Genomic DNA, 26,709 nt, shown 5'->3' on the forward strand with positions numbered 1-26,709 from the left:
TTATAAAGTTAAGCCACCGTCTACTAGCACGATTGAGCCTGTCATATAGCTTGCTTTATCTGATGCTAGGAACACAACCATTTCAGCAAGTTCCTCTGGTTTCGCATAGCGTCCCATTCTCATATTCGGAAGTTCCTCAGGAATATAGCCACCTGTTTCAAACATATTTGTTACGCTGTTTGTTAACGCTGTCTCTACTCCACCTGGACAAATACCATTGATACGAATGCCTTTTTTCACATATTCCAAGGAAGCTGACTTTGTTAAACCTACTACTGCATGCTTACTTGCAGAATAGACAGCCATACTATGCTCACTACGAACGCCAGCTGTTGAAGCCGTATTAATAATAGAGCCGCTTCCTTGTCCTTCCATTACTTTTAAAACATGTTTTAAGCCAAGGAATACACCCTTCACATTGATTGCCATAATACGATCATATTCTGAATCATCGATCTCTGTTAATGGAGAAATTTTTTGAATAACTCCAGCATTATTGAAAAATACATCGATACGTCCATAAGTATCTACTGCCGCATTGACATATTTCTGAACATCTTCACTTTTTGAAACATCAGCCTGAACGAAAATGCCTTCTCCGCCTTGCTCTTTAATTAAGTTTAATGTCTCTTCCCCTGTTTCTTTGTTGAAATCAACAACTACCACTTTTGCACCATTGCTAGCAAGTTTCAAACTGCTGGCTCTTCCAATACCACTTCCTCCACCTGTTACAACTGCAATTTTATTCAAAAGATCCATCTTCTATTCCTCCCTAACATCTTGAATTCAGTATCTATTTTATTGCTACTTCTCCTTAATTTATTGTATTATTCTACACAAAATAGTACTTTCTCATTGTCTATACAATAAAAATTGTAATTGCTTTCATTACTATTATAAACGGGGGGAGAAACGTGAAAATATCGACAATTGATCTTCAATACATAAGTCAACTCATCTATGAAACCCATCACCTTCCTGTTTCTTATATCAATGCATTAGGAGAAGTTATTTTTGACTATTCATCAGCTGACTATCAAAATAATCCTTCCTATCATTCTTTAAAGGAACAGTTAACAGCATATCCATATCATAGAGCTTCAAATGATTATCCAATTTTTTTCTCTCATGCTGAATTTAATTTTTTCTATATCAACCTAAAAATCGATGAACAATATTTAGGAGCCATTGTCGTTGGCCCTTCCCTTTCACCAGAAATGGAAGACGCTGTGAATCCAACTACTTATCATAAGCACGAGATGATTCCTCATCTTCATTATCAGCAATGTTTAGCTATTAGTTTATTTGTTTATTTTTCAATCTATCAAAAGAAATTAACTAAAATGGCTGTTATTCAACACAACCAAGCATTAAAGCCCCTAATTCGTCATGAGGAAAATACTGCGATAGAACTTTCACATGCTAGAAGAAATGCTATTGTTCATACAAATCTTTACTACGAAAAAATACTGTTAGACTATGTGAAAAATGGACGTATGGAAAATCTAAATGAAGTTTTAAACTATTCCATTATGGAGCAAGCAGAACTAGGAGTACTTTCCAAACGTAATAATTTAAGAAGTGTACAGTACTTGATGATTACAGGAGTTGCCCTTATATGTCGTGCAGCGATTGAAGGTGGTTTAAATGAAGAAACAGCCTTTACATTAAATGATTTCTACATACAAAAGCTTGAGGATCAAAATAGCTTAATCGACATTCTTTCATTAATGGAGGAAGCTATTTACGATTTTACGCGTCGTGTGTCAAAGACAAATAAACAGAAATATTCAGCACCCATTACAACTTGCATCCACACGATCGAAAATCAACTATATGGTGAAATCACACTTGATCAACTTTCAGCCATTTGCCACTTAAGCCCAAATTATCTTTCTTCTTTATTTAAAAAAGAAGTAGGAATTTCCTTAAGCGAATATATTCAGCAACAAAAAATTGAGGAGGCGAAAAAACTATTAACCTTTACAAACTATCCAATCCTTGATATCGGCTCATTACTGAACTTCACAGACCAAAGTTATTTTATTAAAGTTTTTAAAAAATTTACGGATATCACCCCTAAGCAATATAGAAATGAGTATTCTCGTAAATGATGTAAAAAAAGAGAAAGTGAAGCACTGTAGCCACCTACTTTTACTTTCTCTTTCCTGATTTGAAGTAATACCTGTATCTCCTAAAACATACCTTACATTAAAACGTAATCATTACACTTTAAGGAGGTATATGTGGAACGTCTCCCTATTACTAGATATGTATTGAATTTTTGGTTCCTCTTTATTCTATTCGTAAGTCTGCTACCACTAATCTTATTCAACTTCTCAGCACTCAAAGATCTAAGTTCTTCTTTACTCAGTCTACACACTATATTTTTAAGTATTTTAATTGAAGCATTACCGTTTGTCTTAATTGGGATACTGATTGCCGGTTTTATTCAAATTTTCATTAAAGAGGAACATATCCAAAGATGGATTCCTCGCAATACGTTGATGGCTGTTGTCATGAGTTGTTTTGTAGGAGCCTTATTTCCTGCCTGCGAATGTGGGATTGTTCCTATTGTTAGAAGATTGATTGCCAAAGGCGTACCAATACATGCTGCTATAGGATTTATGTTAACTGGTCCACTCATTAATCCCATTGTTATTCTCTCCACCTACATGGCATTTGGAAATGATTTAAAAATAGCTGGCCTTCGGATGCTAGTTGGCTTTGTCATTGCTATTATTATCGCATTACTCATTAGCTTGTTTTTTAAAGGTTCACAATTTAAGAGCTCTGTACAACCCATTTCATTGACAACAACTAATCAACAACCATCCTTTGTCACAAAGCTAATAAATATGTTCAAACATGCCATTGATGAATTTTTTGATATGGGCAAATACTTAATTATCGGAGCATTTTTAGCTGCCTTTGTACAAACATATGTATCTACCAAAACACTCGTAGAAATTGGAGAAGGTGTCCCCTCTTCTATTTTAGTTATGATGGGCTTAGCCTTCATTTTATCACTTTGCTCGGAAGCTGATGCCTTTATTGGTGCATCCTTTAGTGCTATATTCTCCACTCCACCCATTCTGGCATTTCTCATTTTTGGCCCTATGATTGATTTAAAAAATACCATTATGTTGATGAGCGTATTTCGTATTAAATTTGTCTTATGGTTAATCGCCTTAGTGGCTACAGTTGTCTACATTAGTATATGGATTCTTTCAGCGTATCTCTAAGGGGGAAAGCCATGAAATTTCACTTTCAACAAGCGTTAAAAGCCTTGATGTTACTCGCCTTTTCAGCTATGATTGCCAGCCTGCATTGGACCGGGGAACTAACAAAATTCATAAACCCTAAATATGAAAGCCTCAGTAAAACAGCTGCCATTTTATTTTTTGTACTCTTTCTTGTTCAATTGACTAGAGTTATATCTTTTTCAAAGTCTCCCCATCACTGTGATCATGCTGGACAAGCTTGTTGCTCTCATCACCACCATGGTTACTCATGGATAGCCTATCTCATTATCATGACCCCCATACTGACAGGCTTCTTCGTACCAGCTAAAATTTTAGATGCTGCCATTGCTGATAAAAAAGGTGGTGCCTTTATTCTCACCCAACAAAGTCAATCATCTAAAATAGAGGATTACCTCACTTCAAATGAAACGATTGATGAAAATATTTACGATGAACATGAGGCTGATACCCGACTGTTGGAGGAAAAACAGGAGATGACAAAACAGCAATATGAGCGATTAAAGCAACAACTCTCACAAAAACCTATACTGAAAATGACTGATAAGGACTATACGATTTATTATGAAGAGATTAATCAAAATTTGGTCAACTATTTAGGGAAGAAAATACAGCTGAAGGGCTTTGTTTTAAAAGAAGAAAGCTTTACAGAAAAGCAACTCGTTATTTCAAGATTTCTTATTACCCATTGTGTAGCTGATGCAAGTATCGTAGGCTTCCTAACAGAATTTCCTGAGGCTCCCTCTCTCACAGAAGATACATGGATTGAAGTGGTTGGTACAATTAGTCAAACAACCTATGAGGGAACTAGCTTACCTGTTATCCATATTGAAGATTGGGTAACAATAGAACAACCCGAATCACCTTACCTTTATCCTATTAATATCCGAATGAGCTTCTAGTAATAAAAGGGCAAAGCGAATAATTTGCCCTTTTTCATCATTTAATCCCAGAAACAGCTAAATGCCTACCCATAAAAAAAGTGTCTTTTCATTTTTACAATAACCGGGAATAGTTATCAATTTGGCGCTAACATCCATGCCATTTATCCATAAGATAGGTACTCTATTAACGAGCACCAAATTCATAAAAGAGCATAGCTGTAAATACAAGTTACGAAATTAACAATAGGTAGCTGAGCCTTTAGATTTTTTATGTTTGAAATGATTAACTACTCACAAAGGGGTTGCAAAAATTTGTTTTTCTATTGGGTCCCAAAGAACAATGCCCACATCCGCTCCCTGATCGATAACTCGAACTGTAATGGGAATGTAATCAAAATTTAGTTTAGTACTAATCAGCTGTAATAGCCCTACCAATTCTGTATCATTAATAAGAGGAACATTTACATCGATTTTAATATCAGTTAATTGGTCATCCTCATATCGAAGTTTCCCTATAATTTTCGGGTTTAAATGTTTAAATCCATCTTGTATTTCTTCTTTAAAATTTAATAATTTATTATACATATTTTGGTCTAAACTATATAACGCATCTGATGGGAATAAATAATACTTTTTATCAACCTCAGACCACTTTGTTATGGTATCTTCCCCTTGTGTCATAAATGTTTCAGCTAAAAATACGCCTGGAATAATATCATTGATATTTGATTCCTGATATAAAGTTAAATAAATGGGAACACGAGGTACTTTTTCATTTTTTCTAAGGTCTTTAATAATCTTTTCAGCTACTTCTTTCCCATACCTTTTCACATCATGAATATCATCATCATTTTCATCAACTTTCACTTGGCCAGTGTAAATTAAACCGTTGTCATCCGTTACTCGTATATCATAAAATTCATTAAGAGATATTGCGATCGACATACCTTCTATTTTGTTAGTTTTTTTATTTATAAAATTATGTTCTAAAACATGAGAGAGTATCAAAGGATACTTTTTTTCATCCTCTAAAACATTACCCGTCCTATTTTCAATGGCAGGGTTTAAACCTATACCTTCTTCTGTTTTTCTTTCTAACCATTGACTAATCATTTTTTCATCCAAATATTGACCTTCCTGCATGTAAAACTTTTCTGTTGGAAAATGCTTCACAGATAAATTCATTAATCCATTTTCTATCTCATTTATATTCAAGGCATTATTCATATTTTTGATGATTAAGCCTCTAGCAATAGTGGACTTTGCAGGCTGTTGAAATTCATAAACTTCCTTTTTTTGTATAGATGAAGTATACATTTTCTCATTAGTAGGAACACCCTCAACATCACTACTACAAGAGGCTACTAACAATATTGGTGCAATTAAAAATAACATTCGCCTTTTCCTCATTACGATTACTCCTTGACGATTATGTAATAATTGTTTATTCCTTTAACTTAACCATACCAAATTTTCCAAAATAAAACATTATAAATTAATAAATCTCACCATTCTATACAAGGTCAATCACAAAAGAAAGATCAATGCTCAAGAAAAATGAACATTGATCTTTAATAGAGTATCTGATTAATATAGGATGTCCCTCGTCATAGGGTCAATCACTTAGAGCAGTTGCCTTTCTTGTTTGAGCGAGTACTCCTCACCTTTCGAGCGGGGGTCATCCTTTTATGAGCAACCTCTCCTCAACTTGGAGCGGCTACTCACCATCTTGGAGCGGTTTCCTTACCTTTATGAGCGGGTACTCACCTTCTTGGAGCGCTTTCCTTACCTTTATGAGCGGATACCCTTCACTTTGGAGCGGTTTTCTTCACTTTATGAGCGACTTCTCCTCAACTTTGAGCGGTTTTCTTACCTTTTTGAGCGGTTACTTACCATCTTGGAGCGCTTCTCTTACCTTTATGAGCGGATACCTTTACTTGGAGCGGTTTTCTTCACTTTATGAGCGGGTACTCACCTTCTTGGAGCGCTTTCCTTACCTTTATGAGCGGATACCCTTCACCTTGGAGCGGTTTTCTTACCTTTTTGAGCGACTTCTCCTCTCCTTGGAGCGGTTTTCTTACCTTTTTGAGCGGTTACTCACCATCTTGGAGCGCTTTCCTTACCTTTGTGAGCGGTTAGCTTTCACTTTGGAGCGCTTTCCTTACCTTTATGAGCGGTTAGCTTTCACCTTGGAGCGCTTTTCTTCACTTTATGAGCGGATACCCTTCACTTTGGAGCGCTTTCCCTACCTTTATGAGCGGATACCCTTCACTTTGGAGCGCTTTCCTTCACTTTATGAGCGGCTACCCTTCACTTTGGAGCGCTTTCCTTACCTTTGTGAGCGATTACTCACCACTCTAGAGCGGGTTTCCTTCACTTTATGAGCGACTTCTCACCTTATTGGAGCGCTTTCCTTCACTTTATGAGCGGCTTCTCCTGAACTTTGAGCGGTTCTCTCTTTTATGAGCGGGCTACTCCCAAATTTGGAGCGGGGACCATCCTTTTATGAGCGCCCTCTCCTCAACTTGGAGTGGGAGCCACACATTTTTGATCAAAAGCTCCATCACATTGGAGTATTTTCCTCACTTTTATGCAGCCTATAATTGACTATATACCGAAAGCGCATCGGTGATATTGTATTGCTCCGTACGAGGATTTCCTTCTGCCCCTACTGTTACTAACACGTATTCTTGTCCATTTACAACGGCTAGACTTGCTAAACACAAACCAGCTTCATCTGTATAGCCTGTCTTACCACCTACAATTTCTCCTCCTGGCAATGCAGATGTAGTCATATGCTGAAACATGCGGCTTGTAAATGTAATGCCTTCGGGGTGAAGGTTTGTTTGCTTAATAGAATATCGTTCTGCTGTGTAAACATTGCGAAACTCATGATTGGTTAATGCATATTGTAAGAGTAAAGACATATCCTTTACTGTCGTATAATGTTTAGGATGATGCAATCCCGTTGTATTCATAAAATGTGTATTTTTCATTCCTAGCTGCTGTGCCTTATCGTTCATAAGTTTTACGAACTCCTTTTCTGATCCAGCAACATATTCAGCTAAACCAATGGATGCTTCTGCACCTGAGGGTAACATGGAACCATATAATAAATCCTCTAAAGTTACCTTCTCATTCGGGAGAAAACCCGCCACAGACGCATTTTCCTCGAATAAATCATTAAAGATATTTTTTTGTAACACGATTTCTTCTTGTAAATTTGAAATCTGTTCAATCGCGACTAAAACCGTCATCATTTTTGTCAAGGATGCAGGATAAATCATTTCCTCACTATTTTTTTCTAGTAGCACTTGATTTTCATCTAAATTCACTAATATTGCATTAGCACTGTATAAATCGATATTGAGCATATTACTACCCATTGTTTGCACTACGTTAGGTGATTCGACAATTTCCTGACGTAGTGACACGGGTGTTTCTTTTACTAGTAAATAACCAAATAGCATGATGATAAGGAACAATATACTTAAAACACCTTTTCTCGTCATAAAAACAACTCCTTCTCTTATAGTTTTATTCAACCATAAAAAAAGGAGCTTTTTTTTAATTAACTATTAGTGAATTCTTAAGGTTTCTTAAGAATTCGTTGGAATCATCACAGTAAAAACTGTTTTCCCATTATTAGAAGCTGCCGTAATGGTCCCGCCATGGGCTTGGACAATTTCATTTGAAATGGCTAAACCAAGACCAGCTCCACCTGTTTGTGTAGACCTAGCATTATCTAAACGGTAAAACTTTTCAAATATCATGTTCAATTTTTCAGGAGGAATTGTCTTTCCTGTATTAGTAAACGAAATATACGTTTGATTGTTTTCGCTTTTTGCACTAATTTCAATTGTACTATTTGAATCACTATAGGCAATGGCATTTTTTAAAATATTATTAAATACCCTTGCTAATTTATGACCATCTGCATATATATTAATTTCTTCATCTATTTTGACAACCGCTTTTTGCCCTTTTGGTGCTAGCAATGGGTAAAATTCATCAGCTACTTGCATTAGCATATAATTTAGAGGAATAAGGTCTTTTTCTAAAACGATTGATTGTAAATTAAATCTTGTTATGTCAAAAAACTCGTTAATTAATTGTTCTAGTCTATTTGACTTTTCTAGCGTAATCGCAACATATTTCTCTTTTTGCTCAATAGGCATATCCCTTGCCTCATCTAAAAGGCTTAAGTAGCCAATAATGGATGTTAAGGGTGTTTTAATATCATGCGCTAAATAGACAACTAGATCATTTTTACGTTGTTCCGCTTCTTGAGCATCTCTCGCACGTTTTTCTAATTTATTTTTCACATCATTTAGTTTTTTCTCCAAGAAATCAAGCTCTTCGGGAAGTTGAATTTCCTTATCTGACTCATCGGCAAGCATTGTGATACTCGTACTAATTTGATGAAAATAACGAGTAAAGCGAGATAAGGCAATATAAAAAATGATTAATAATAATACAATAAAACCGATAGCAAGCCAAAGGGGTTTATTTTGTTGGAATAACACATTGTAGGCATTTTGTGCAGCAAAATAATCGAGCTGCAAGACTTTTTCACAAAAGTCAACAAAGGCATCTGCAAAAGGAGCTTGCAAGACTCCATCAATGAATGCAAAATTTATAAATAAACCTATGATGATCGCTAAGAGAAGGATAATAATAATTTGTACTACCATTTTTCTCTTCAGTCTGCCAAACTCATTTTTCAATGGTATACCCCACTCCCCATACGGTTTTAATAAATTTTGGGTTGTCCACAGAATCTTTCATTTTTTCTCGTAAATGCCGAATGTGAACCATTACAGTGTTATTGCTATTAAAGTACTTTTCTCCCCAAATTTCTTGAAATAATTGCTCTGAACTAATAACCTTCCCTCGATTTGCAGATAAGTACCATAAAATCGCGAATTCCGTGGGTGTGAGGGATAATGGTCTTTCATTTAAAAAGACTTGTCTTGTATTCTTGTTGATCATCAAACCTGCGAAATCAATGATATCCTCGTTTTGCTTTGAACCTTGGTTATACAATGTAAATCTCCGTATTTGTGCCTTTACACGAGCAACCATTTCCAATGGACGAAAAGGCTTTGTTATATAATCATCTGCCCCTAAAGAAAATCCATTTATTTTATCGATCTCTTCTTCCTTTGCCGTAAGCATAATCACTGGAAAATTAAATCTTTCTCGTATTTTTTGTAAAATAGTAAAGCCGTCGATATCTGGCATCATAATATCTAAAACAGCTAAATCCACATTTTCGCGCTCAATACATGCCAAAGCCTCTTGGGCATTATAATACTTAAACACATGGTAATTTTCATTTTTTAAATAAAGCTCAATTAAATCTGCAATTTCTTTTTCATCATCTACAACTAAAATATTCAATAAATGCCCCTCTCCTTCTACCATCCTGATGACTAATGGATTTTTCACAGGCATTATAGCATTTACTAGTAGTTATATCTATTAATAAGAAAATGTCTTGTGGACAAATAAAAAAGTAGATTTAGAAAAATATGTTTTCCCTAAATCTACTTTTAAATTTAATTGATTGCTAGAGGAGAGGATTTTCTGTTCAGGTCCTGTGTCACAACTCTCCCAGGATAATATTGCATTTGTTCATTAAGTTTATGTTCTTTTGCAGTTAGATTGTTTGGTCTCACTTTTAATACAAGCGTTTTGCTACCTAAAGATGATTGATACTTTTCTATATGTGATTTTGACAATGGGGCTTGGTAATAGTCTGGCACATATTTATCAAGCATTGCCTGCATAGCAACTGTTGCCTCATTGATATCTGTGACAATTTCGACCTCACCATTGGCGATGACACTCATATAAGCTGTATCCGTCTTAGCTGGAATGGGATCTACCATTGTTCCATAGCTTTCACATATGGTAATACAAGCATTCGGATTGGTCGTCAGTATGGCTACTTTTCTTCCTTCATTGGCACCATGGAAATAGAAACTACCATCTTTGAAGATATAATTTAACGGAATAACATATGGGATATGTTGATCCACTAAACCTAGAAAAGCGGTTTGTGCGTGCTCTAAAAATTGTTTTATGTGATGTTCATCTATACAAGCTCTGTTCTTCATTCGAATGTCTTTGTCCATCCTTATGTCCCCCTTATATCTTATAAAAGGAGTCTACAGTAGGTGTTATCACTAAAAAAGAGACAGTTTAATGAAAAGGAATGGGTACAACTAAAAACCATAGAAATTTCTTCTATTTAATTGTGCTCTTTTAGAAGTCTTTAGTTAAAAATTTCTCAAGCCTTTCTTTTTGTCTTTTTTTCATCCTCACCTGCATCGCGATAAAATAATTTAAGCTGTGCAACAATCATAATGCTAATGACTACCAGCAGAAACCAAGAGCTGATTTTACCAAAATGAACGATCTTCCACGATACTTCTTGGTTAGGATAGGACCATGCCCCAAAGAAAGTGGCGATATTTTCTGCAATCCAAATGAAAAAACCAATCAAAAAGAATGACCCAACGATAGGCATTTTATAGATAGAGTCTCGTACTGTAAATTTGACAGCTGTTCGATAAAACACTATAAGAAGTAAAGCCATTAATACCCACCTAAAATCATATATAAAATGATGGGTAAAAAAATTTAAGTAGATCATGGCACCAAGAGGAATGGCTACATAACTTTTGGGCCATCTGACGATTTTCAAATCAAAGCGACGCCATGCCTGGCAAATGTAACTGGCTACACTGGCATACATGAAACCACTGTATAATGGCACACCTGCTATTTTTGTCCATGCTTCTTCAGGATAGGACCACGAATTAAAATTCACTTTATAGAGCTCTAGCACAAGGCCAATAATATGAAACAGACAGATTACTTTTATTTCATCCTTTGTTTCTAAGCCAGATTTATACATTAAATATTGGGTCACAAGACAGATGATCAGAATGAAGTCGTATCTTGCTACGCCAGGAATTTGAATAGCTTTAGAAAGTGCAAGTGTCATAAATATGACAACAGGAAAAATACAAGATAATGCTTGATGATAAGTAAAGACTCCTAGATCTTTAAAAAGCTTCTTTAACATGCACCCACCTCAATGAACTTGGTCAGAATTTAATTTCTTCTTGTATGAAGAATAAACGATTAATTATTCTATTTCAATATTTTTTTATCGAAAAACGATAAATTTTTTCTCTTTATTTTGCAACTATTCTTTGCAAAATACGTCTTTCTTGTTCCTGATTAGCAAGGAAATGGGTTTAACAAATAAAAAAGAGTAGCCGCAACATGCAGCCACTCTTGTCATTAAAGATACATTTTTTGATCTAATTTTAGTTGTACTTCTTGTTGGTTTATTTGTAAGTTCACAACTTTCTTCACTTTTAAATAATAGACGATATAACAGCCAACAAAGAATGCTCCTCCACAATAAAGAGCTAATCGTTGAGCAGGATCAAAAGCCAAGCTTGCCATAACTATACAGTTTGCCAACAAACCTAAAATAGGAATTACTGGGTATAATGGTGCTTTGAATTTTAAATCTTCTACTTTTCCTCCCTGACGGATATAGGATCTTCTAAAAGCAATTTGCGAAGCAGTAATAGCAATCCAACCAATTTGTGCACCTAACCCTGCTAGGGAGAGTAGCCAAACAAATACTGTTTTTGCGGCGAATACACTTGAAAGTAGTGATAAACCAGCCACAGCAAGTGTAATCAATAAGGCATTCATTGGAATCCCTCTTTTATTAACCTTCCCTAATAAAGGGCTTGCCATCTTTTCAACAGAAAGAGAGAAAAGCATACGCGTTGCTGCATAGAGACCAGAGTTCGCAACAGATAATAAGGCTGTCAAAATAACAAAGTTCATAATATCTGCTGCATAAGGAATACCTATACTATCCAGTACAACAACAAATGGACTTTCAACAACACCAGCTTTATCCATAGGAATCATTCCAGCAAGCACAACGACTGATAAAACAAAGAAGAATAGCGTGCGCCAAACTGTTTGTTTAATCGATTTAGGGATTGTCTTTTCAGGATTTTCACTTTCCCCAGCCGCAATACCAATTAACTCCGTCCCTTGGAATGAGAAATTCACTGTAATCATTGTAATTAACAGTGCTGTTACACCATTTGGAAAAAGTCCACCCTCATAAAAATGAGAAAGGAATGGGGCATTTGATCCATCTTTCATATCGATTAGACCAAACATTGCCGCTCCGCCAACCCCAAGGAACATTAGGATGGCCAATATTTTAATACTTGAGAAGACAAATTCTGCTTCACCAAATGCTTTTGCTGATAATCCATTTAATACAAAGAGCAGGGCAGCAAATAGTAGACACCACATCCATACTGGTGATTCAGGAAACCACCTTTGCATAAGTTGTCCAGCACCTAAAAATTCAAGGGCCACAGTTACTGCCCATCCTAACCAATACAACCATCCAACAGCAAAACCAGTTGCAGGGCCAATAAACTTCGTCGTATATGTTTGGAATGAACCGGATACTGGCATCGCAACAGACAATTCACCCAAACATAGCATAGTTAAATACATAACTGCTCCACCTACTAAGTAGGCTAAAATGGCACCTAATGGTCCAGCTTGGTTAATTGTGTAGCCTGATCCAAGAAAGAAACCAGTTCCAATACATCCTCCAAGTGAGATCATAAATAAATGTCTTGCTTTCATACTTCTTTTTAATTCATATTGTTCTGATGCCATAAGAAGCTCCTTACACTAATTATCTTGTAAGCACTTTCTTTTTTTCGTGCAAGAAAGATAACTAATAGAAATTTTAATAATTAATAGGATAATAATTTAGTATATTTTACGAACTGTCAATTTTCTGACAAAATAAATACCATTGAATAGCTAGAGCATTCGCCGTTTCTATTGTAAACTTAATTTAGGGAGAGCTACTTTCTTACATTTGGTTGTGGTGACTATTAATCTAAGAAAAGTTCTTCCTCTTTAAGATTTTGTTTAGAGTAGTGTATCTCCGAATAAAGAGCTGATTAAAGCTACAGCAGCGACTGCCGTTTTATTATATTGATCTAATACAGGATTTGTCTCAACAAACTCTGCAGAAGTAATAATATTTGCCTCTGATAGCATTTCCATAGCTAAATGGCTTTCACGGTAACTAATTCCACCCGCAACTGGCGTCCCTACTCCTGGTGCATCGTTTGGATCAAGCCCATCTAAATCTAATGAAAGGTGGACACCGTCTGTACGTTCCTTTAAATATTCAATCGTCTCCGAAATTACTGTTGTCATACCTAAACGATCAATTTCGTGCATCGTATATACTTTAATACCAATTTCCTTAATTAGCTTTTTCTCACCTGGATCTAAATCACGAGCACCAATAATGACAACATTTTCAGGTTTAACTTTTGGTGCATAACCCCCGATATTTGTCAGTGCAGGATGACCAAGTCCTAAACTTACAGCTAAAGACATCCCGTGAATATTTCCTGAAGGAGATGTTTCACCAGTGTTGAGATCTCCATGGGCATCGTACCAAATGACACCTAAATTCTCATAATGCTTTGAAACACCTGCTAATGTTCCAATAGCAATACTGTGATCTCCACCTAAAACTAAAGGAAAACGATTTAAAGAAATTTCGCGATCTACTTTTTGACCTAGCTTTTCATTACTATCTGCTACAGTTTTTAAATTTTTTAAGTTTGTCTTTTCTTCGGCTTCTTTATCTTCATTTACTATTTCAATATTTAAATCCCCTTCGTCATAAATCGAATAACCAAGGCCTTCAAGTCGATCTGTTAATCCAGCATATCTAATAGCACTTGGTCCCATGTCTACCCCTCTTCTAGTTTGGCCAAAATCCATGGGTACCCCAATAATTGTCACTTCTTTGTTCATGATGTTTTCTCCTCTCCGATAATTACTTTCACAGTATAAAGAAAATGGGATTTTGACTCAACTCGACATTATTTTAAATTTTTATACAGTTTAAATTATTAAAAACATAGATATTTTCTTGTATAAATGAATGTATAAAAACGGTTTCAGTGAATAAGGATACTTTTTTTACCAAATTAATGCGTTTTTTTGTTAGAAATTTCAAAATAAAAAATTAAAACTGTTCTATTTTTATAGATTTTTAAGAAAATTAGCTCAGTAATTTAAGGGTTAAGTACTATATATTAGAAAAATATTGAAACCATATCCAATTTTGTATAAAGAGTGGGAAAGCTCCGATTAACAAATTATCGTTTTGAGACAGAAAAAAAGCCTTACAATATAGTTAGTAAGGCTTTAAAAGTTACTTTCATTTTCTACTTTAATAATTTTAAAATACTATTAAAACATATATCTTTATAAAACGTATGTTGTTCTTCTATATCACATGTCAACCATTGAATTAATGATCCATCAATTATCGCCCTTATCACTTTAGCATATGTTAATGGATCGATGTCTTCCCTAAATACACCCTCACCTTTTCCTAGTTCAATGATTTCTTGGCCAATTCCCCAGCAATTTTCATAAAATTTCAAGTTAATTCTTTTATAGTCTTCATTACCGTTTGCCTGGGCCAAAAAATCTAAATATACTCTGTAAAATTTTTTATTATCTTGGGGCGACACAAAAACAGCGTTTACATAGGCTTGAAGCTTTTCTATCGCTGAATGGTACTTGCCTATTTCTTGTATTTCAAAGCGATAAATTTTGCTTGTAGTGGATTCTAGTAATTCTAATAAAATGTTTTGTTTGCTTGTAAAGTAGTAGTGTACTACCCCTTTAGAAACATTAGCATGGTTTGCTATGTCCTGTAGTGTGACTTTATCATAGCCTAAATTTGAAACAGCATGAAAGGCTGCATTCATAATCTGCTTTTTTCGTTCTTCCTCTTTCTTTTTCATACGAGCCTCCGATGACGTAATAAAAGCCATTATACAGGATTAATAGATAAAATCCAATTTTATATTGACCGGTCAGAATAATTTTGATACTGTTTAATGGAATTTAATTGTAGGAGGACGTTACAATGACAGTAGAAAATTTTCAGGCATTAGTAGTCAATAAAGACCACGATTTTACAGTGAAAGTGAACAATTTAACTTTTGAAGATTTACCCCAAGGTGAGGTATTAATTAAAGTTAGTTATTCCGGTATTAATTATAAAGATAGTCTTGCTTCCATCCCTGATGGTAAAATCGTTACTTCCTATCCATTTGTACCTGGTATTGATTTAGCAGGAGTTGTTGTTTCCTCTGAAGATCCTCGCTTTAACGAAGGCGATGAAGTCATTGCCACTAGCTATGAAATAGGTGTATCTCATTTTGGAGGCTTCAGTGAGTATGCCCGTATCCCAGCAAAATGGATAGTGCCCCTTCCAAAAGGCCTTTCCCTTAAAGAGGCAATGGTGATTGGTACTGCAGGATTTACAGCCGCATTGTCTATCCAAAAATTAGAGGACAATGCTATTCATCCTGAAAAAGGAAAAATCCTAGTAACGGGTGCAACAGGCGGTGTAGGAAGCTTCGCTGTTGCTATTCTTTCTACGTTAGGCTATCAGGTGGAAGCAAGTACAGGAAAAGAAGATGAACATGATTATTTGCGTAAACTTGGAGCTACCACTATCGTGAATCGTGAAGAAGTTTTTGATGGAAAGATTAGAGCATTAGGCAAACAAAAATGGGCTGCTGCTGTCGATTCTGTTGGAGGAGAGCCACTAGCTTCATTATTAAGCCAAATTCAATATGGAGGAGCTGTTGCAAGTAGCGGTTTAACAGCAGGTACACAGCTTCCGACAAGCGTATTCCCCTTCATTTTAAGAGGGGTAAATTTACTTGGAATTGATTCTGTTTATTGCCCAATGGACATTCGATTAAAGATCTGGGATCGTTTAGCAACTGATTTTAAACCTGCTAATATTGCTAATTTCATTCAGCGAGAGGTAACGTTGCAACAACTACCTGATGTTTTACCAGTTTTACTGAAAGGGCAAGCGAGAGGGAGATTCCTGGTTACAATGTAATTAGGTATATGAACTGCTCTCCATTCCATTTCCAAACATTATAGTTTTATGACACGGAAGTTACTGCGCATAAAGAGCGTGGTAACTTTTTTTATTGCTGACATCTGCCTGACATAATAGCTCCCTATAGTTAGTCATAGATGCCCATCTATTTCAAATACTAATGATTAAGATTGTCTAATTTAGCACTTATTCGCATAACAATAGAGTATGTATGTAGCAATATGGGAAGTCAACACTATAATCAATATTTGGAGATGATCGTATGAAGCGAGCACATATTAATGAATTAAATATCACAAGAGCATTAGCCATTCTAGCTGTACTTCTCATTCATTCAACCAGTACACCTGTTACAGTTTTATCAAGTGATTCGAAACTTTATCCACTTTATGTATTTTTTAATATTTTCCCGAAATTCGCTGTGCCAGTTTTTATTTTCTTAAGTGGCTTTGTTTTATTTTACAATTATATACAAAAAGATTTAACAAAAGAGCTTATCGTTCGTTTTTATCAGAAGAGAGTAACACAAATACTCATTCCTTACCTCTTTTTTTCTATTTTCTACTATGCAGCTACGCAATTTTTTGTGTCACGTGATTTAGTAGTAACATGGAATGCTCTATTTAGTGTGGAATTTCTTAAGAAGCTTTTGATTGGGAAAGCGTACACACATTTATACTATATTTTTATTATTGTGCAGTTCTATCTCATGTTCCCACTCTTCCTGTATATGTTAAAGAAAAAACCAGCCCTATCTCCTCATTTAATTTGGATTGGCTTTGCCCTTCAATGGGTCTTTATTCTATTAAATGCTGAGTTTTGGCAGTATCCCTATAGAGGCAGTATCTCTTTCTCGTATATTCTTTATTTCTTAGCCGGTGCATTTTTAGGTATCTATTTTGAACAATATAAAAAATGGCTCCATTTAAAGAAAGAAAATTTCCCGATACCAACCCTTTTTATATGGGCAATCTGGCTTTTTTCTACTATATATAATGTTTATTTATATTACTTTGTCTTTTCGTCTCAAACCTATTTAACGAACAGCATCATCTTTGAACTAGTTTTTCAGCTACAATCTTTGACTGCTTGTATTGTCTTATTACAACTATCCTTCTGGATCTATGATAAATGGAACCAAGGCTTTGTAAATGTCTTAATCAATCTAGGAACAGTTTCATTTGGTGTCTATCTCTTGCATCCACTTTTCCTTTTCCTTTATAGACAAATCAATATAAGTGGCAATAGTATTATCTTTCATTTATGGAGTGTTGGTGGCTTTATCTTTGCCCTATTTATCCCATGGATTCTTGTGCTATTGATAGGCAGATTTTTTAACTATCATTGGATTGCGTTTGGACCAATTCCGAAGAAGTTTCCTTACAAATAATTTATTAAATATACGGTCATTCACATGAATAATTGAAAGCATCGTTTGAATTAACCCCCTATATTATAGAAGAAACTAATAATAATACCCCTGTAGAATTATTCTCTACAGGGGTTTCAAAATTTGAACGGTTTAATTATTTAGCAATAGATCCGTCTTTCACTTTGTTGTTATTAGCGTCAACTAAGTTTGTTGATTTGAATTCAACTACAATGCTGTCTGTTAATGTATAGTCAGCTTTAGTTGTTACAGTAAGTTTACCACCTTCTACTTTAGCAGAAGCAAGTTCTACAGTTGAACCAGCAATTTTAACTGTTACTCCTGTTGGTGCAGCTTGGTCAGCAATATTTTCAGAGAAGTCTACTGTAAATGTTTTGCTATCTACTGCAGTTACTTTAGTAGCAACAGGTACAACATTTTCTTTAAGTGCTACTAGAGTTGTCACTTTTCCACCTTTAAGAGTGTTACCTTTTGTATCTACTACATTGATAGCTTCAAGTACATAATTACCATTAGCAGTGATAGAACCTTCAGGTAAAGTGAATCTTACTTTTTTAGTACCATCTACAAACTGAAGTTGAGTACCAGCAGGAAGTTCTTTTCCTCCAAGTGTGTAGTTAGCAGCATTTGTTGCTGTTGCAGTTACATCTGCAGCATATTCAACAGTGAATACATTGTTATCTGTTACAACAACTGGTGTAGCTCCAAATACTAATGAATCTGTAGGTGTTTCAGGTGTAGCTTCAAACACGCCTGTTGTTACATTGAAAGTAACTGTATCTGCAGTCACGTTGCCAGCTAAATCTGTCACTGCTTTTGCAGATAATTCAAATGTATAAGATGAATTGCTATCTAAATCAATGTCAACTTTTACAGTGTTTTTCTCTGCACCCTCAATTTTACCGTTACCATCTACATCGAAACCAGCGTCTGCTTTTACTGCTGTTTCTTTTCCAGTAGTGTAAGCAATACCGTTTTGCGTTTTAACTGTTAAAGTGCCATCTACTTTTACTGGCTCACTAAATGTAAGGTATAGTGCATCAACATCTGTAGTAGCATTTACATCATCAGCTACTAACATTTTAGTAGAAGCAGATACAAGTGAAGCAGGTGTTAAATCTTTTGATAGAATAGCATTAAACTCAAATGCATCTCCAGCATTACCAGCTAAATCTTTTTGTCCCTCTACTTTAATGTTTGTATTAATGAATGTAGCTGTACCTAATGCTGATTTTGCATCAATCGAGAATACAGTTTTATCCTCTGTATCTTTAATATCAGCATCTGTTAAATAGAAAACAGTTGATCCAACAGTTACTTTTGCATACCCTTTAATAGTTGTCTCTTTATCAACAACAAAATCATGTTTCTTTAATTCTTCTGAGAAATCAAACGTAATTTCTGTACCGTTTACTGCTGTAGAAACAGTTGGTTTTGAATTATCAGCGTCTGCTTTTAGAACTGTGAAATTCACAGCAATTGGATTTGCAATATTATTAGCGAAGTCAGTTGCACCTACGATATCTACTTTATAAGCTTGCTCAGCAGTTAAACCTTTGATAGTTAAAGTTTTACCAGATAAAGTATAACGATCTTTAGCAAGTTCAGCACCATTTAAGCTTACTGTTCCTTCACTTTGTACAGGCTCATCGAAAGTGATTACTGCTGTAGTGCCTTTTGCTTCTACAGAGTTAACGTTAACAGGTGTTGTGTCTGCAAATGTGATTAATTTGTTAAACTCTTCAGTTAAAACTTTAGTATCTGCTTTTGTTTGGATTGGTTTAACAGTTACTTTACCATTTGTTAATTTTAATTCTTTATTAGTTGTTAAAATAACAGACATGCCATCTTCAGATACTTCTGCTTTTGTGATCGCTACACCTTCAATCGCATATTTACCTGTCACAGCAGCATCTTTTGCATCAACAGCTGTGTTGAATTTTACTTCAAGCTCTTTTGCATTAAGTCCTTGTACAGAAGCTACAGCTGGAGTTACCTCTTTTACTGTTGCATCAATTGTACGTTTTACCATTGTAGCGAATTCTTCACGGCTAATTTTATCTTGTGGAGCTAATAATGAACCTTTACCGTTGATTACGCCGTTTTCTACAGCTGTTTCTAAGTAAGATACAGCCCATTTAGAAGCTTTAGAAGCATCCGCGAATTGGCTTAAATCCGCTTTACCTGTTAATTGGTATCCTTCTACGATTACTTTCGCAGCTTGTTCTCTTGTTAATTGAGCTTTCGGTTCAAATTTACCATTGCCCATACCGTCAAATAATTCAGGTGAAGTTGCAAGTACTGCATTATAGAACCAGTCATTTTCATCTACATCAGAAAAATCTTCAGTTCCTGTTGCTTTTAAGTCTAATGCTTTTGATAAGATTTCAGCAGCTTCTGCACGAGTTAGAGTACCAGCTGGGTTGAAGTTCCCCTTTTCATCGCCTTGGATGAAGCCTTTGTCAGTTAAAAATTGAACTGCTTCTTTAGCCCAAGATGAAATGCTATCTGCATCGTTAAATTCAGCAGCTGATGCTACTGGCACGATTGCTGATGCTACTAATGCTGCAGTAGCAGTAGTTACGAAAAATTTACGACCTTTGTTTTGTTTTGTCATAGTATATTCCTCCAGAATTTTAATAAATTATATTATTCTGTGAAAACAATATTATCGCTCTATTTAGTTTTTAAAATATGTATAATTTGTTCTCGCAAATAATAATTACAACCAATTATATGTAAAGCAATCTTCCTAAGTTTCCAAGATTAAATATCCCAATCCAACTGTAATTTGCTTTACAAGACAATATTATAACTACATTACCAATAAATAAATGCTAAAAATAAGGTAATATTAATACTGTATTGGTTATATAGGTAATTTCTTCATTAAAAAATTCCAAAATATAGGAGTGTTTGATTACTTAATGACAAAAGTTAGATAATATTTACATGTTTAAGAGATTTCATGTAGAAAAAGTATTTACGTTCAATACTTTCTTAATATAACAACAAACTGTCTACTATATGTTTGATAGGGTCCTAATTGTATTAATTAAAGGTTCTATTTTTTTCAACGATCTTTTAAACAAAAAAAGGCTTAAGCCCTGTAATGGACTCATGCCTTCCTCTTTGTTTTTTATTTTGGTAGAATAAACGTTGCTTTTTTCCCTTTAGAAATATCCTCTGCTCCTTGGTTACGAATTGGACCTAATTCAATTTCAAAGGCTTTATCTTTCCAAATCTTTTCATACTGCTCTTGATCTAGCACATAGATTTGTAATAGTTCACCCGTTTCACCAGCTTTAATGACATCTTTATAGCCATAATTTAATAGCATTCCTTCATCCAATAAATATTGAGTGCCATCATTCACTGTTAATTTTGAGGACAAAGACGATAAACCAATTTCACTTGTCGTTTTATTGTCTAATTTAAATTTAACTGTTAATAATGTTACGCCATTTGTGAAATTAGAAAAACGTGGTGCTTCCACTTCATTTGGGGTAAATGCAGTAAATTGATACCCTTCTAACACTGCATTGACATCACCAATTGGTTTGCTGTCGTTGATATTACTTTTTTCCTTCAGCATTTTCTTTTCACCCATGTTGTCCATCGTTGCTTTATCTTGATAGAACGCAGCGTTACTAGAAACCTTCTCAGAACCTTGTGCATTAATTGCTAAATTAAATCGGCCTTCTGAACCAATAGACGTATCATATTTATCTTTCTCTGTAATTGGTAGTGGAACCATTACTGTAACTGTACCTAACTCATTGATTTTCGCTAAATGACTTTCTCCGAATGGATATGCAATGTAGCCAGTTACCTCTTCACCAGCTTTCAGCTCATAACCTGTTTGATAGTTTAATTTTGTAGGCAATTGCTGATCCTCTGGAATTAAATCCTTATAATTAGTATAGTATTTAGGTGCTCCTGTATAAGTAATATCTAAGCTTGGCATATAGTAGACATCTTTATCCATGTTATTTTTCACTGTATATTTTGCTAAAATAACCCCACCATTTGTTTCATCGTTAAATGGAATAGCAAAATCAGTGTGGAAGTCCTTTAATTCAACTAACGAGTAGCTATCAAGAGAAATTGAAACATCCTCCATTTTATGGACTTGTGGCTCTTTATTTTCATAAAGAACTTTTGCTGTCCCTTGTGTTTCCTCTTCCATATAAGAGATTAAAGAAGTAATATCTGCTGATTCCTTAGTTGGTTCTTCTTCTTTCTTATCTTCCTCATTTTTATCTGAATGTTCTTTTTCCTGTCCTTGTTCCTCTTGCGTATTTTTCGCATCATTGTCTTTCTTCGCTTCTTCCTCACTTTTTCCACATCCACTAAGAATAACAGCGATAGCGAAAGTAAGTGACAGTAATAATAATAAGTTCTTTTTCATTTCTTCCTCCATAATTTCAATAATCAGAAACTTCAAACTCAATTTTAAAATAGTTTCACAATAAACCATTTTGAGCTGATACCCATTTTAATCCACATTTTGTAATGAAACAACATTTTTTGGTAAAAATTATACTATCGCAACAAAGGCATACCAATAATTAACACTTTAGTAATCCGATATCATTTAATGTAATACAAATTATTACATTTTCTTTTTCGTGTAGCATTTTCATAGGTAGGTAAATAGTTCTTATCCTATTTATAACAACGGTTTTGTACTTGGATATGTAAAAAAGTTATAATATACCCAGGTCATAAGTCTCAAAAATAGTAAACACAAGATTCTTATTCCTTACACAGAAAACCGACCAATCAATTACTACATATGAAAAAGCCAGGTAACTCACTTCATTCTATGAGCTCCCTGGCTTTATCCTATAAATAGATGACCATTCTCTAAATAAAAACAAACAGGTTAACAATAGGTTCAATTTTATTCAAACATAGATAATTTTGTTAAGTATCTGTAATAACAATATACGACAAGATAGGGCAACAGATAGGAGAAAAATGTATACACTATATTCCATCCATTTTCATAAATGATCCACCCGAAAAGAACAAAAATTTGTTCTAAACATGTTGTAATTACGGTCATTATTACAACAACCATATAAGTCCTTTTAAACTTTCTTATAAGAAAAACTAAGTAACAAGCTAATACAGGGTAAATCCCCAACTCTGAAGGCAATGAAGCAAGATTTTTTTGCTCTGGAAAAGGGGCTACCTCCCAAAAACCAAAATAGTAAGCCATGGTATTTATAAAATAAGCTAGGACACTAGAAAAAGGGGCGACTAATACGATTAATAAACTATCTTTTTTAAATAAATGCATGGAAGCAATAAGCCATGGAAGAACAAATGCAATTAGAAAATTGAAGAACATTTGACTAACGTCCTTTTAGTACTATTATTAACATAAATTTTTTTAACTACTCTTCAGAATACAGATTTATTATTTTAGCAGTCATTTTTTCTAGCAACCCTGCCCCACCAGTGTAGCTGGATTTATTAATTTCATCATATTCTTAAGATTCTTTAAAGAATATAGTTATTTATGTAATCGACACTTCGATGCAAATGGAAATATTTCTATTTTACAATGAGTTAGCAAATAAAAACAGATTGTAGGGGGACCTAAAGATGCAAATAACGAATCCAAACACAAAAATGATTAACCCAAAAATTTTATATTATGGATTTCCAGTAATTTTACTGACTACGTTGAATGAGGATGGAACAGTAAATATTAGTCCATTATCCTCGTCATGGGCATTAGGAGATTGTATTGTCTTAGGTATAGGGCTTGGTGGAAAAGCAATCGAAAATTTAGAACGACATCCCGAATGTGTTATTAATATTCCTGATCCCTCTCTATGGGAGAATGTAGAACAGTTAGCCCCATATACAGGAAAAAATATAGTGCCAGATTTTAAGAAACAGATTGGCTTTACTTATAGAAAAGATAAGTTTGCAATTAGTGGATTAACACCTATTGAGTCTACAACAGTCATTCCTACTCGTATTATGGAGTGCCCCATACAAATTGAGGCAAAGGTAAAACATATACGCATTCCTAATTATTCTCCGGATTTTGCAATCGTTGAAACTCAAACGATACATGTACATGCACATACGGACATTATTATAAAAGATCATCATATCGACCCCAATAAATGGAGTCCTCTTATTTATAATTTCCGACATTATTTTGGTCTGGGTAACGAGCTAGGTAACAACTTTCGATCAGAAATGTAAACCTCTTTTATAACAAAAGCTGATGAGTTTGTATTTTCAACTCATCAGCTTTTAATTTAAAATCTCAATAATGTTAGATCTAAGTTTATGCTTGTAGCAGCTTTAAAGCCATCAGCCGCGGCAATCATCAAGGAAGAGGGTCCTGCTTTTTCAGTTTCACCTGCAACATATACTCCACTCACTGTTGTTCTTCCTGCATTGTCTGTTATAATTCCTCCGTTTTCATCAACTTGACAGTTTAACTGTATAGCCAAATTATTTGGACGATAAAAACTTGGAACTACGAAACCACCACTTCTTACAATGTTTTCACCTGTTTCCAATTCAATACTGTATAAATTACCTTCGTCTCCATGTAAATTTTTTATAATAGCCGTATATACCATTATCTTTTTACGTTGAAATTCATTTTGTATGATATCGGAAAGTTGATGACCATTTGTAAATACAATTAAGTCCTGTGACCAATTATACAGCAACTTGGTCATATGATTAATGTGTGCTTCGCTTTCTGCTATTATAGCTAATGGCTTATCTTTTAGCTCCCAACCATCACAATATGGACAGCTGAATAAACTCTTACCATAATATTGTCTGATTTGTGGTATGGGAAACTCCTCTTGTATACCAGTAGCTAATAATATTTTTTCAGTCAGATATGAAATATTATTTGATGTATTCACTACAAATTGTTGATCATCTTTTTTTATCTCAATAACTGTCTGATCTGAAATTGAAATAGATGGATAAGACTGCAATTCTGTAATAGCAATTTCTTTAAATTCATGAGGTTTTATTCCATCTCTTGTTACATATCCATGGGACTCCTGTGTTACACGATTTCGATTTGTTCCATTATCAAATAAAAGTATTTTCCTTCGTGCTCTACCCAAAGTTAAAGCGGCACTTAAACCAGCTGGCCCACCGCCTATAATAATACAATCGTATTGATACATCTGCTTTCCTCCATTTTCATAAAATATATTAAAGACCTTTAATATCTACAATTAGGGTGAAAAACATCACCATTACATAGGTGATGCCTCCTTCATTTTTTTAGCTAGATCGACAATTAGTGTGTGATCCAATTCATCCAACAGCTTTTCCTCAGCTGATTCAATCGCCTTTTGAATTAAACAATCAGGATTATGATTCAAACAATAATCAAAAATAGGGGTCAAACCTTCAACGGCCTTTATAACATCGAGTAATGAAAGTTTTTCCCATCCCCTTTTTAATTTATAGCCTCCATTTGCACCTGAGACAGATTCAATCATTCCTGACTTTACTAACTTTGTTAGTATTTTAGATAGATAGGTCGTTGAAACTTCTTGTCGTTCAGCTAATTTTGCCACCCCAATATGCTCATTGGGTGGATTAATAGCTAAAAATAGCATTGTGTGGAGAGCATAATTAGTTGCTTTTGTTAGCTTCATCTTATCACCACCATATTAAGGACTTAATATATCCATAATATCTATTTAATTTTTACCCGTCAATTTTTTTGTATCGATGCTAGTTTTATTTTAGTGTACAAAAAAGACTCGAAAAACAATTAGGAATTTTCCCCAAACCTTTATTAGAATCGATGTTTTCTATAATATTTCTTTTAGCAATGAGTCTATTAAATCATAAGTGAAAATAAAAAACTGCATCTCCAATTGTTAGTTAATAGCTAACAAGTAGGATGCAGTTCATGATAAATGTGTATTTAATTATAAAGATTAAACAGCTGTGTAACCACCATCAATTGGTAAAGTTACGCCTGAAATAAATGATGAATCATCACTAGCTAGGAATAATACTGTTTTGGCTACTTCTACAGGTTTACCTAAACGTCCCATTGGGTGAAGACCTACCAAGCTATCAATGACATTTTGTGATAATGTGTTCATAAGCGGTGTTTCAATATAGCCTGGAGCTATAGCATTTGCACGTATTCCTTCTTTACTATATCTAGCAGCTACTTGTTGAGTTAGCATTTTAATGCCACCTTTTGAAGCTGAATATGGGGCAAGACCATCACGTGCAACTAGACTATGAATAGAACCAGTATTAATTATAACTCCACCAGTACCTTGTTTTTGGAATTGTTCAATTGCATATTTATCTGAAAGAAAGACACTTGTTAAATTAATATCAATTACTTTTTGCCAAGATGCTAAATCTAGATCGTGTACATCAGCCTCAATGTTAATGCCAGCATTTGCAAACATAACATCTAATTTCCCAAACTTTTCAACCGTTGTAGAAACTAAATTTTTAATTTCGTCTTCTTTTGATACATCAGTCTTTACAAAGATTGTATCGTAGCCTTTTGAATTCAATTCATCAGAGTATGCTTGTCCCTTATCTGCAACATCAGCGATAGCTACTTTCGCTCCTTCTTTTGCAAATTCAAGTGCTGTAGCTTCTCCAAGACCACTTGCCCCTCCTGTTACAATGACAACTTTATCTTGAAATCTCATAGTAAGTTCCTCCTACGTAATGTTCTAAAATATATCCCAGATTTGATTCAGGTTACGTTTCAATCGCACCTGATGAACCTGACACGCTAACGCAAGTGCTGTTACACGGCCAATATCAAAATGAACTTACAATCTATAAAATTTGATATTGCCTCCTATTGCTTTTTATTTCTGCTTGCATAAGTAGTATATCTTCTAGGAAAAAACGTATTCAATACTTTAGAAGGAATGAGCTTATTCCTTTACAGTTATATAAGAAGAAGTTTAGCGCAATGAACCTATATAACATATCCCCCCAAGTTCACCTTGTTTTTTTATTGGTCATCCAATTTGGATTACATCGTATCTTTTATAATCCACTTTTTTTCTACTGTAACATTCCTATTTTCTTCTTGATCATTAGCTTTTATGGCACTTCCCACGTTCTGACCATTAC

Annotated in this window: 23 protein-coding genes; 7 read left to right on the plus strand and 16 right to left on the minus strand. The window is 34.6% G+C overall.

The features are described 5' to 3' along the window. Positions 1 to 759: an SDR family NAD(P)-dependent oxidoreductase gene (locus ABC382_RS08490; RefSeq protein ID WP_274796290.1), complete on the minus strand. Its 759-nt coding sequence runs from the start codon at positions 757 to 759 to the stop codon at positions 1 to 3. Between the two features lie 155 nt (positions 760 to 914). On the opposite strand from ABC382_RS08490, the gene ABC382_RS08495 reads away from it, so the two are divergent. From ABC382_RS08495 to ABC382_RS08505, 3 genes are all read left to right on the plus strand, one after another. Next, positions 915 to 2,114 (plus strand): AraC family transcriptional regulator, encoded by a 1,200-nt coding sequence (locus tag ABC382_RS08495; RefSeq protein WP_322610402.1) that lies wholly within the window; start codon positions 915 to 917, stop codon positions 2,112 to 2,114. A gap of 132 nt (positions 2,115 to 2,246) precedes the next feature. Continuing rightward, a complete protein-coding gene (locus ABC382_RS08500; protein WP_322610401.1) occupies positions 2,247 to 3,245 on the plus strand; it encodes a permease in 999 nt (332 codons plus the stop codon). Positions 3,246 to 3,256: 11 nt separating this feature from the next. Then, positions 3,257 to 4,165 (plus strand): TIGR03943 family putative permease subunit, encoded by a 909-nt coding sequence (locus ABC382_RS08505; protein WP_322610400.1) that lies wholly within the window; start codon positions 3,257 to 3,259, stop codon positions 4,163 to 4,165. A gap of 273 nt (positions 4,166 to 4,438) precedes the next feature. Here the strand turns inward: ABC382_RS08505 and ABC382_RS08510 are convergent, their stop codons facing one another. After that, a complete protein-coding gene (locus ABC382_RS08510) occupies positions 4,439 to 5,542 on the minus strand; it encodes a CamS family sex pheromone protein (RefSeq protein ID WP_322610399.1) in 1,104 nt (367 codons plus the stop codon). Between the two features lie 293 nt (positions 5,543 to 5,835). Between ABC382_RS08510 and ABC382_RS08515 the strand changes: the two genes are divergently transcribed. Beyond that, complete coding sequence (locus tag ABC382_RS08515) at positions 5,836 to 6,531, plus strand: hypothetical protein (protein ID WP_412926708.1); 696 nt, start codon at positions 5,836 to 5,838, stop codon at positions 6,529 to 6,531. A 213-nt stretch (positions 6,532 to 6,744) separates the two neighbouring features. On the opposite strand, the gene ABC382_RS08520 is transcribed toward ABC382_RS08515, so the two are convergent. The 8 genes from ABC382_RS08520 to ABC382_RS08555 all read right to left on the minus strand — a co-directional run bounded on the left by ABC382_RS08520 (position 6,745) and on the right by ABC382_RS08555 (position 15,063). Next, a complete protein-coding gene (locus ABC382_RS08520) occupies positions 6,745 to 7,659 on the minus strand; it encodes a D-alanyl-D-alanine carboxypeptidase family protein (RefSeq protein WP_322610397.1) in 915 nt (304 codons plus the stop codon). A gap of 87 nt (positions 7,660 to 7,746) precedes the next feature. After that, positions 7,747 to 8,841: a sensor histidine kinase gene (locus ABC382_RS08525; protein ID WP_274797287.1), complete on the minus strand. Its 1,095-nt coding sequence runs from the start codon at positions 8,839 to 8,841 to the stop codon at positions 7,747 to 7,749. A 22-nt stretch (positions 8,842 to 8,863) separates the two neighbouring features. After that, positions 8,864 to 9,550 (minus strand): VanR-ABDEGLN family response regulator transcription factor, encoded by a 687-nt coding sequence (gene vanR, locus ABC382_RS08530; protein ID WP_274796284.1) that lies wholly within the window; start codon positions 9,548 to 9,550, stop codon positions 8,864 to 8,866. A gap of 158 nt (positions 9,551 to 9,708) precedes the next feature. Continuing rightward, positions 9,709 to 10,287 (minus strand): pyridoxamine 5'-phosphate oxidase family protein, encoded by a 579-nt coding sequence (locus ABC382_RS08535; RefSeq protein ID WP_274796283.1) that lies wholly within the window; start codon positions 10,285 to 10,287, stop codon positions 9,709 to 9,711. Between the two features lie 155 nt (positions 10,288 to 10,442). After that, the gene (locus ABC382_RS08540; RefSeq protein WP_322610396.1) at positions 10,443 to 11,243 is read right to left on the minus strand and encodes a DUF817 domain-containing protein; all 801 of its coding nucleotides are present in this window, start codon (positions 11,241 to 11,243) and stop codon (positions 10,443 to 10,445) included. 221 nt (positions 11,244 to 11,464) lie between these two features. Continuing rightward, complete coding sequence (locus tag ABC382_RS08545) at positions 11,465 to 12,892, minus strand: amino acid permease (RefSeq protein WP_274796281.1); 1,428 nt, start codon at positions 12,890 to 12,892, stop codon at positions 11,465 to 11,467. 261 nt (positions 12,893 to 13,153) lie between these two features. Then, complete coding sequence (gene rocF, locus ABC382_RS08550; RefSeq protein ID WP_274796280.1) at positions 13,154 to 14,059, minus strand: arginase; 906 nt, start codon at positions 14,057 to 14,059, stop codon at positions 13,154 to 13,156. Positions 14,060 to 14,475: 416 nt separating this feature from the next. Next, complete coding sequence (locus tag ABC382_RS08555; RefSeq protein ID WP_274796279.1) at positions 14,476 to 15,063, minus strand: TetR/AcrR family transcriptional regulator; 588 nt, start codon at positions 15,061 to 15,063, stop codon at positions 14,476 to 14,478. 125 nt (positions 15,064 to 15,188) lie between these two features. Here ABC382_RS08555 and ABC382_RS08560 point away from each other — a divergent pair, with 125 nt between their 5' ends. Then, positions 15,189 to 16,181: an NADPH:quinone oxidoreductase family protein gene (locus ABC382_RS08560; RefSeq protein ID WP_322610395.1), complete on the plus strand. Its 993-nt coding sequence runs from the start codon at positions 15,189 to 15,191 to the stop codon at positions 16,179 to 16,181. 265 nt (positions 16,182 to 16,446) lie between these two features. Beyond that, positions 16,447 to 17,574, plus strand: a complete 1,128-nt coding sequence (locus tag ABC382_RS08565) for an acyltransferase (RefSeq protein ID WP_322610394.1) — start codon at positions 16,447 to 16,449, stop codon at positions 17,572 to 17,574. 136 nt (positions 17,575 to 17,710) lie between these two features. On the opposite strand, the gene ABC382_RS08570 is transcribed toward ABC382_RS08565, so the two are convergent. The 3 genes from ABC382_RS08570 to ABC382_RS08580 form a co-directional block, all read right to left on the minus strand. Next, positions 17,711 to 20,191 carry an S-layer homology domain-containing protein gene (locus ABC382_RS08570; protein ID WP_322610393.1) on the minus strand — a complete coding sequence of 827 codons (2,481 nt, stop codon included), beginning with the start codon at positions 20,189 to 20,191 and terminating at the stop codon, positions 17,711 to 17,713. A 522-nt stretch (positions 20,192 to 20,713) separates the two neighbouring features. After that, positions 20,714 to 21,985: a DUF5068 domain-containing protein gene (locus tag ABC382_RS08575; RefSeq protein ID WP_322610392.1), complete on the minus strand. Its 1,272-nt coding sequence runs from the start codon at positions 21,983 to 21,985 to the stop codon at positions 20,714 to 20,716. A gap of 495 nt (positions 21,986 to 22,480) precedes the next feature. Beyond that, positions 22,481 to 22,933: a CBO0543 family protein gene (locus ABC382_RS08580; RefSeq protein ID WP_274796273.1), complete on the minus strand. Its 453-nt coding sequence runs from the start codon at positions 22,931 to 22,933 to the stop codon at positions 22,481 to 22,483. A gap of 257 nt (positions 22,934 to 23,190) precedes the next feature. Between ABC382_RS08580 and ABC382_RS08585 the strand changes: the two genes are divergently transcribed. Beyond that, the gene (locus ABC382_RS08585; RefSeq protein WP_312505729.1) at positions 23,191 to 23,805 is read left to right on the plus strand and encodes a flavin reductase family protein; all 615 of its coding nucleotides are present in this window, start codon (positions 23,191 to 23,193) and stop codon (positions 23,803 to 23,805) included. Between the two features lie 56 nt (positions 23,806 to 23,861). Here the strand turns inward: ABC382_RS08585 and ABC382_RS08590 are convergent, their stop codons facing one another. The 3 genes from ABC382_RS08590 to ABC382_RS08600 all read right to left on the minus strand — a co-directional run bounded on the left by ABC382_RS08590 (position 23,862) and on the right by ABC382_RS08600 (position 26,273). After that, positions 23,862 to 24,761: an NAD(P)/FAD-dependent oxidoreductase gene (locus tag ABC382_RS08590; RefSeq protein ID WP_313470318.1), complete on the minus strand. Its 900-nt coding sequence runs from the start codon at positions 24,759 to 24,761 to the stop codon at positions 23,862 to 23,864. A gap of 72 nt (positions 24,762 to 24,833) precedes the next feature. Then, entirely contained in the window at positions 24,834 to 25,241 is a 408-nt protein-coding gene (locus tag ABC382_RS08595; RefSeq protein WP_312505733.1) for an Rrf2 family transcriptional regulator, read from the minus strand. A gap of 288 nt (positions 25,242 to 25,529) precedes the next feature. Beyond that, positions 25,530 to 26,273 carry an SDR family NAD(P)-dependent oxidoreductase gene (locus ABC382_RS08600; protein WP_274796269.1) on the minus strand — a complete coding sequence of 248 codons (744 nt, stop codon included), beginning with the start codon at positions 26,271 to 26,273 and terminating at the stop codon, positions 25,530 to 25,532. Positions 26,274 to 26,709: the final 436 nt, after the last annotated feature.

Source organism: Lysinibacillus phoenicis (genome assembly GCF_047238325.1).
In the GTDB taxonomy this organism is placed as follows: domain Bacteria; phylum Bacillota; class Bacilli; order Bacillales_A; family Planococcaceae; genus Lysinibacillus; species Lysinibacillus irui.

Excerpts from the sequence above, each read along its gene's own strand:
- ABC382_RS08505 (WP_322610400.1), top strand. The coding sequence starts at position 3,257 with ATGAAATTTCACTTTCAACAAGCGTTAAAAGCCTTGATGTTACTCGCC.
- ABC382_RS08565 (WP_322610394.1), top strand. The coding sequence starts at position 16,447 with ATGAAGCGAGCACATATTAATGAATTAAATATCACAAGAGCATTAGCC.
- ABC382_RS08595 (WP_312505733.1), bottom strand. The coding sequence starts at position 25,241 with ATGAAGCTAACAAAAGCAACTAATTATGCTCTCCACACAATGCTATTT.
- ABC382_RS08520 (WP_322610397.1), bottom strand. The coding sequence starts at position 7,659 with ATGACGAGAAAAGGTGTTTTAAGTATATTGTTCCTTATCATCATGCTA.
- ABC382_RS08575 (WP_322610392.1), bottom strand. The coding sequence starts at position 21,985 with ATGAAAAAGAACTTATTATTATTACTGTCACTTACTTTCGCTATCGCT.
- ABC382_RS08580 (WP_274796273.1), bottom strand. The coding sequence starts at position 22,933 with ATGTTCTTCAATTTTCTAATTGCATTTGTTCTTCCATGGCTTATTGCT.
- ABC382_RS08560 (WP_322610395.1), top strand. The coding sequence starts at position 15,189 with ATGACAGTAGAAAATTTTCAGGCATTAGTAGTCAATAAAGACCACGAT.
- ABC382_RS08540 (WP_322610396.1), bottom strand. The coding sequence starts at position 11,243 with ATGTTAAAGAAGCTTTTTAAAGATCTAGGAGTCTTTACTTATCATCAA.
- ABC382_RS08510 (WP_322610399.1), bottom strand. The coding sequence starts at position 5,542 with ATGTTATTTTTAATTGCACCAATATTGTTAGTAGCCTCTTGTAGTAGT.
- ABC382_RS08545 (WP_274796281.1), bottom strand. The coding sequence starts at position 12,892 with ATGGCATCAGAACAATATGAATTAAAAAGAAGTATGAAAGCAAGACAT.
- ABC382_RS08535 (WP_274796283.1), bottom strand. The coding sequence starts at position 10,287 with ATGGACAAAGACATTCGAATGAAGAACAGAGCTTGTATAGATGAACAT.
- ABC382_RS08515 (WP_412926708.1), top strand. The coding sequence starts at position 5,836 with ATGAGCAACCTCTCCTCAACTTGGAGCGGCTACTCACCATCTTGGAGC.
- ABC382_RS08600 (WP_274796269.1), bottom strand. The coding sequence starts at position 26,273 with ATGAGATTTCAAGATAAAGTTGTCATTGTAACAGGAGGGGCAAGTGGT.
- ABC382_RS08490 (WP_274796290.1), bottom strand. The coding sequence starts at position 759 with ATGGATCTTTTGAATAAAATTGCAGTTGTAACAGGTGGAGGAAGTGGT.
- ABC382_RS08525 (WP_274797287.1), bottom strand. The coding sequence starts at position 8,841 with ATGGTAGTACAAATTATTATTATCCTTCTCTTAGCGATCATCATAGGT.
- ABC382_RS08570 (WP_322610393.1), bottom strand. The coding sequence starts at position 20,191 with ATGACAAAACAAAACAAAGGTCGTAAATTTTTCGTAACTACTGCTACT.
- rocF (WP_274796280.1), bottom strand. The coding sequence starts at position 14,059 with ATGAACAAAGAAGTGACAATTATTGGGGTACCCATGGATTTTGGCCAA.
- ABC382_RS08590 (WP_313470318.1), bottom strand. The coding sequence starts at position 24,761 with ATGTATCAATACGATTGTATTATTATAGGCGGTGGGCCAGCTGGTTTA.
- ABC382_RS08585 (WP_312505729.1), top strand. The coding sequence starts at position 23,191 with ATGCAAATAACGAATCCAAACACAAAAATGATTAACCCAAAAATTTTA.
- ABC382_RS08555 (WP_274796279.1), bottom strand. The coding sequence starts at position 15,063 with ATGAAAAAGAAAGAGGAAGAACGAAAAAAGCAGATTATGAATGCAGCC.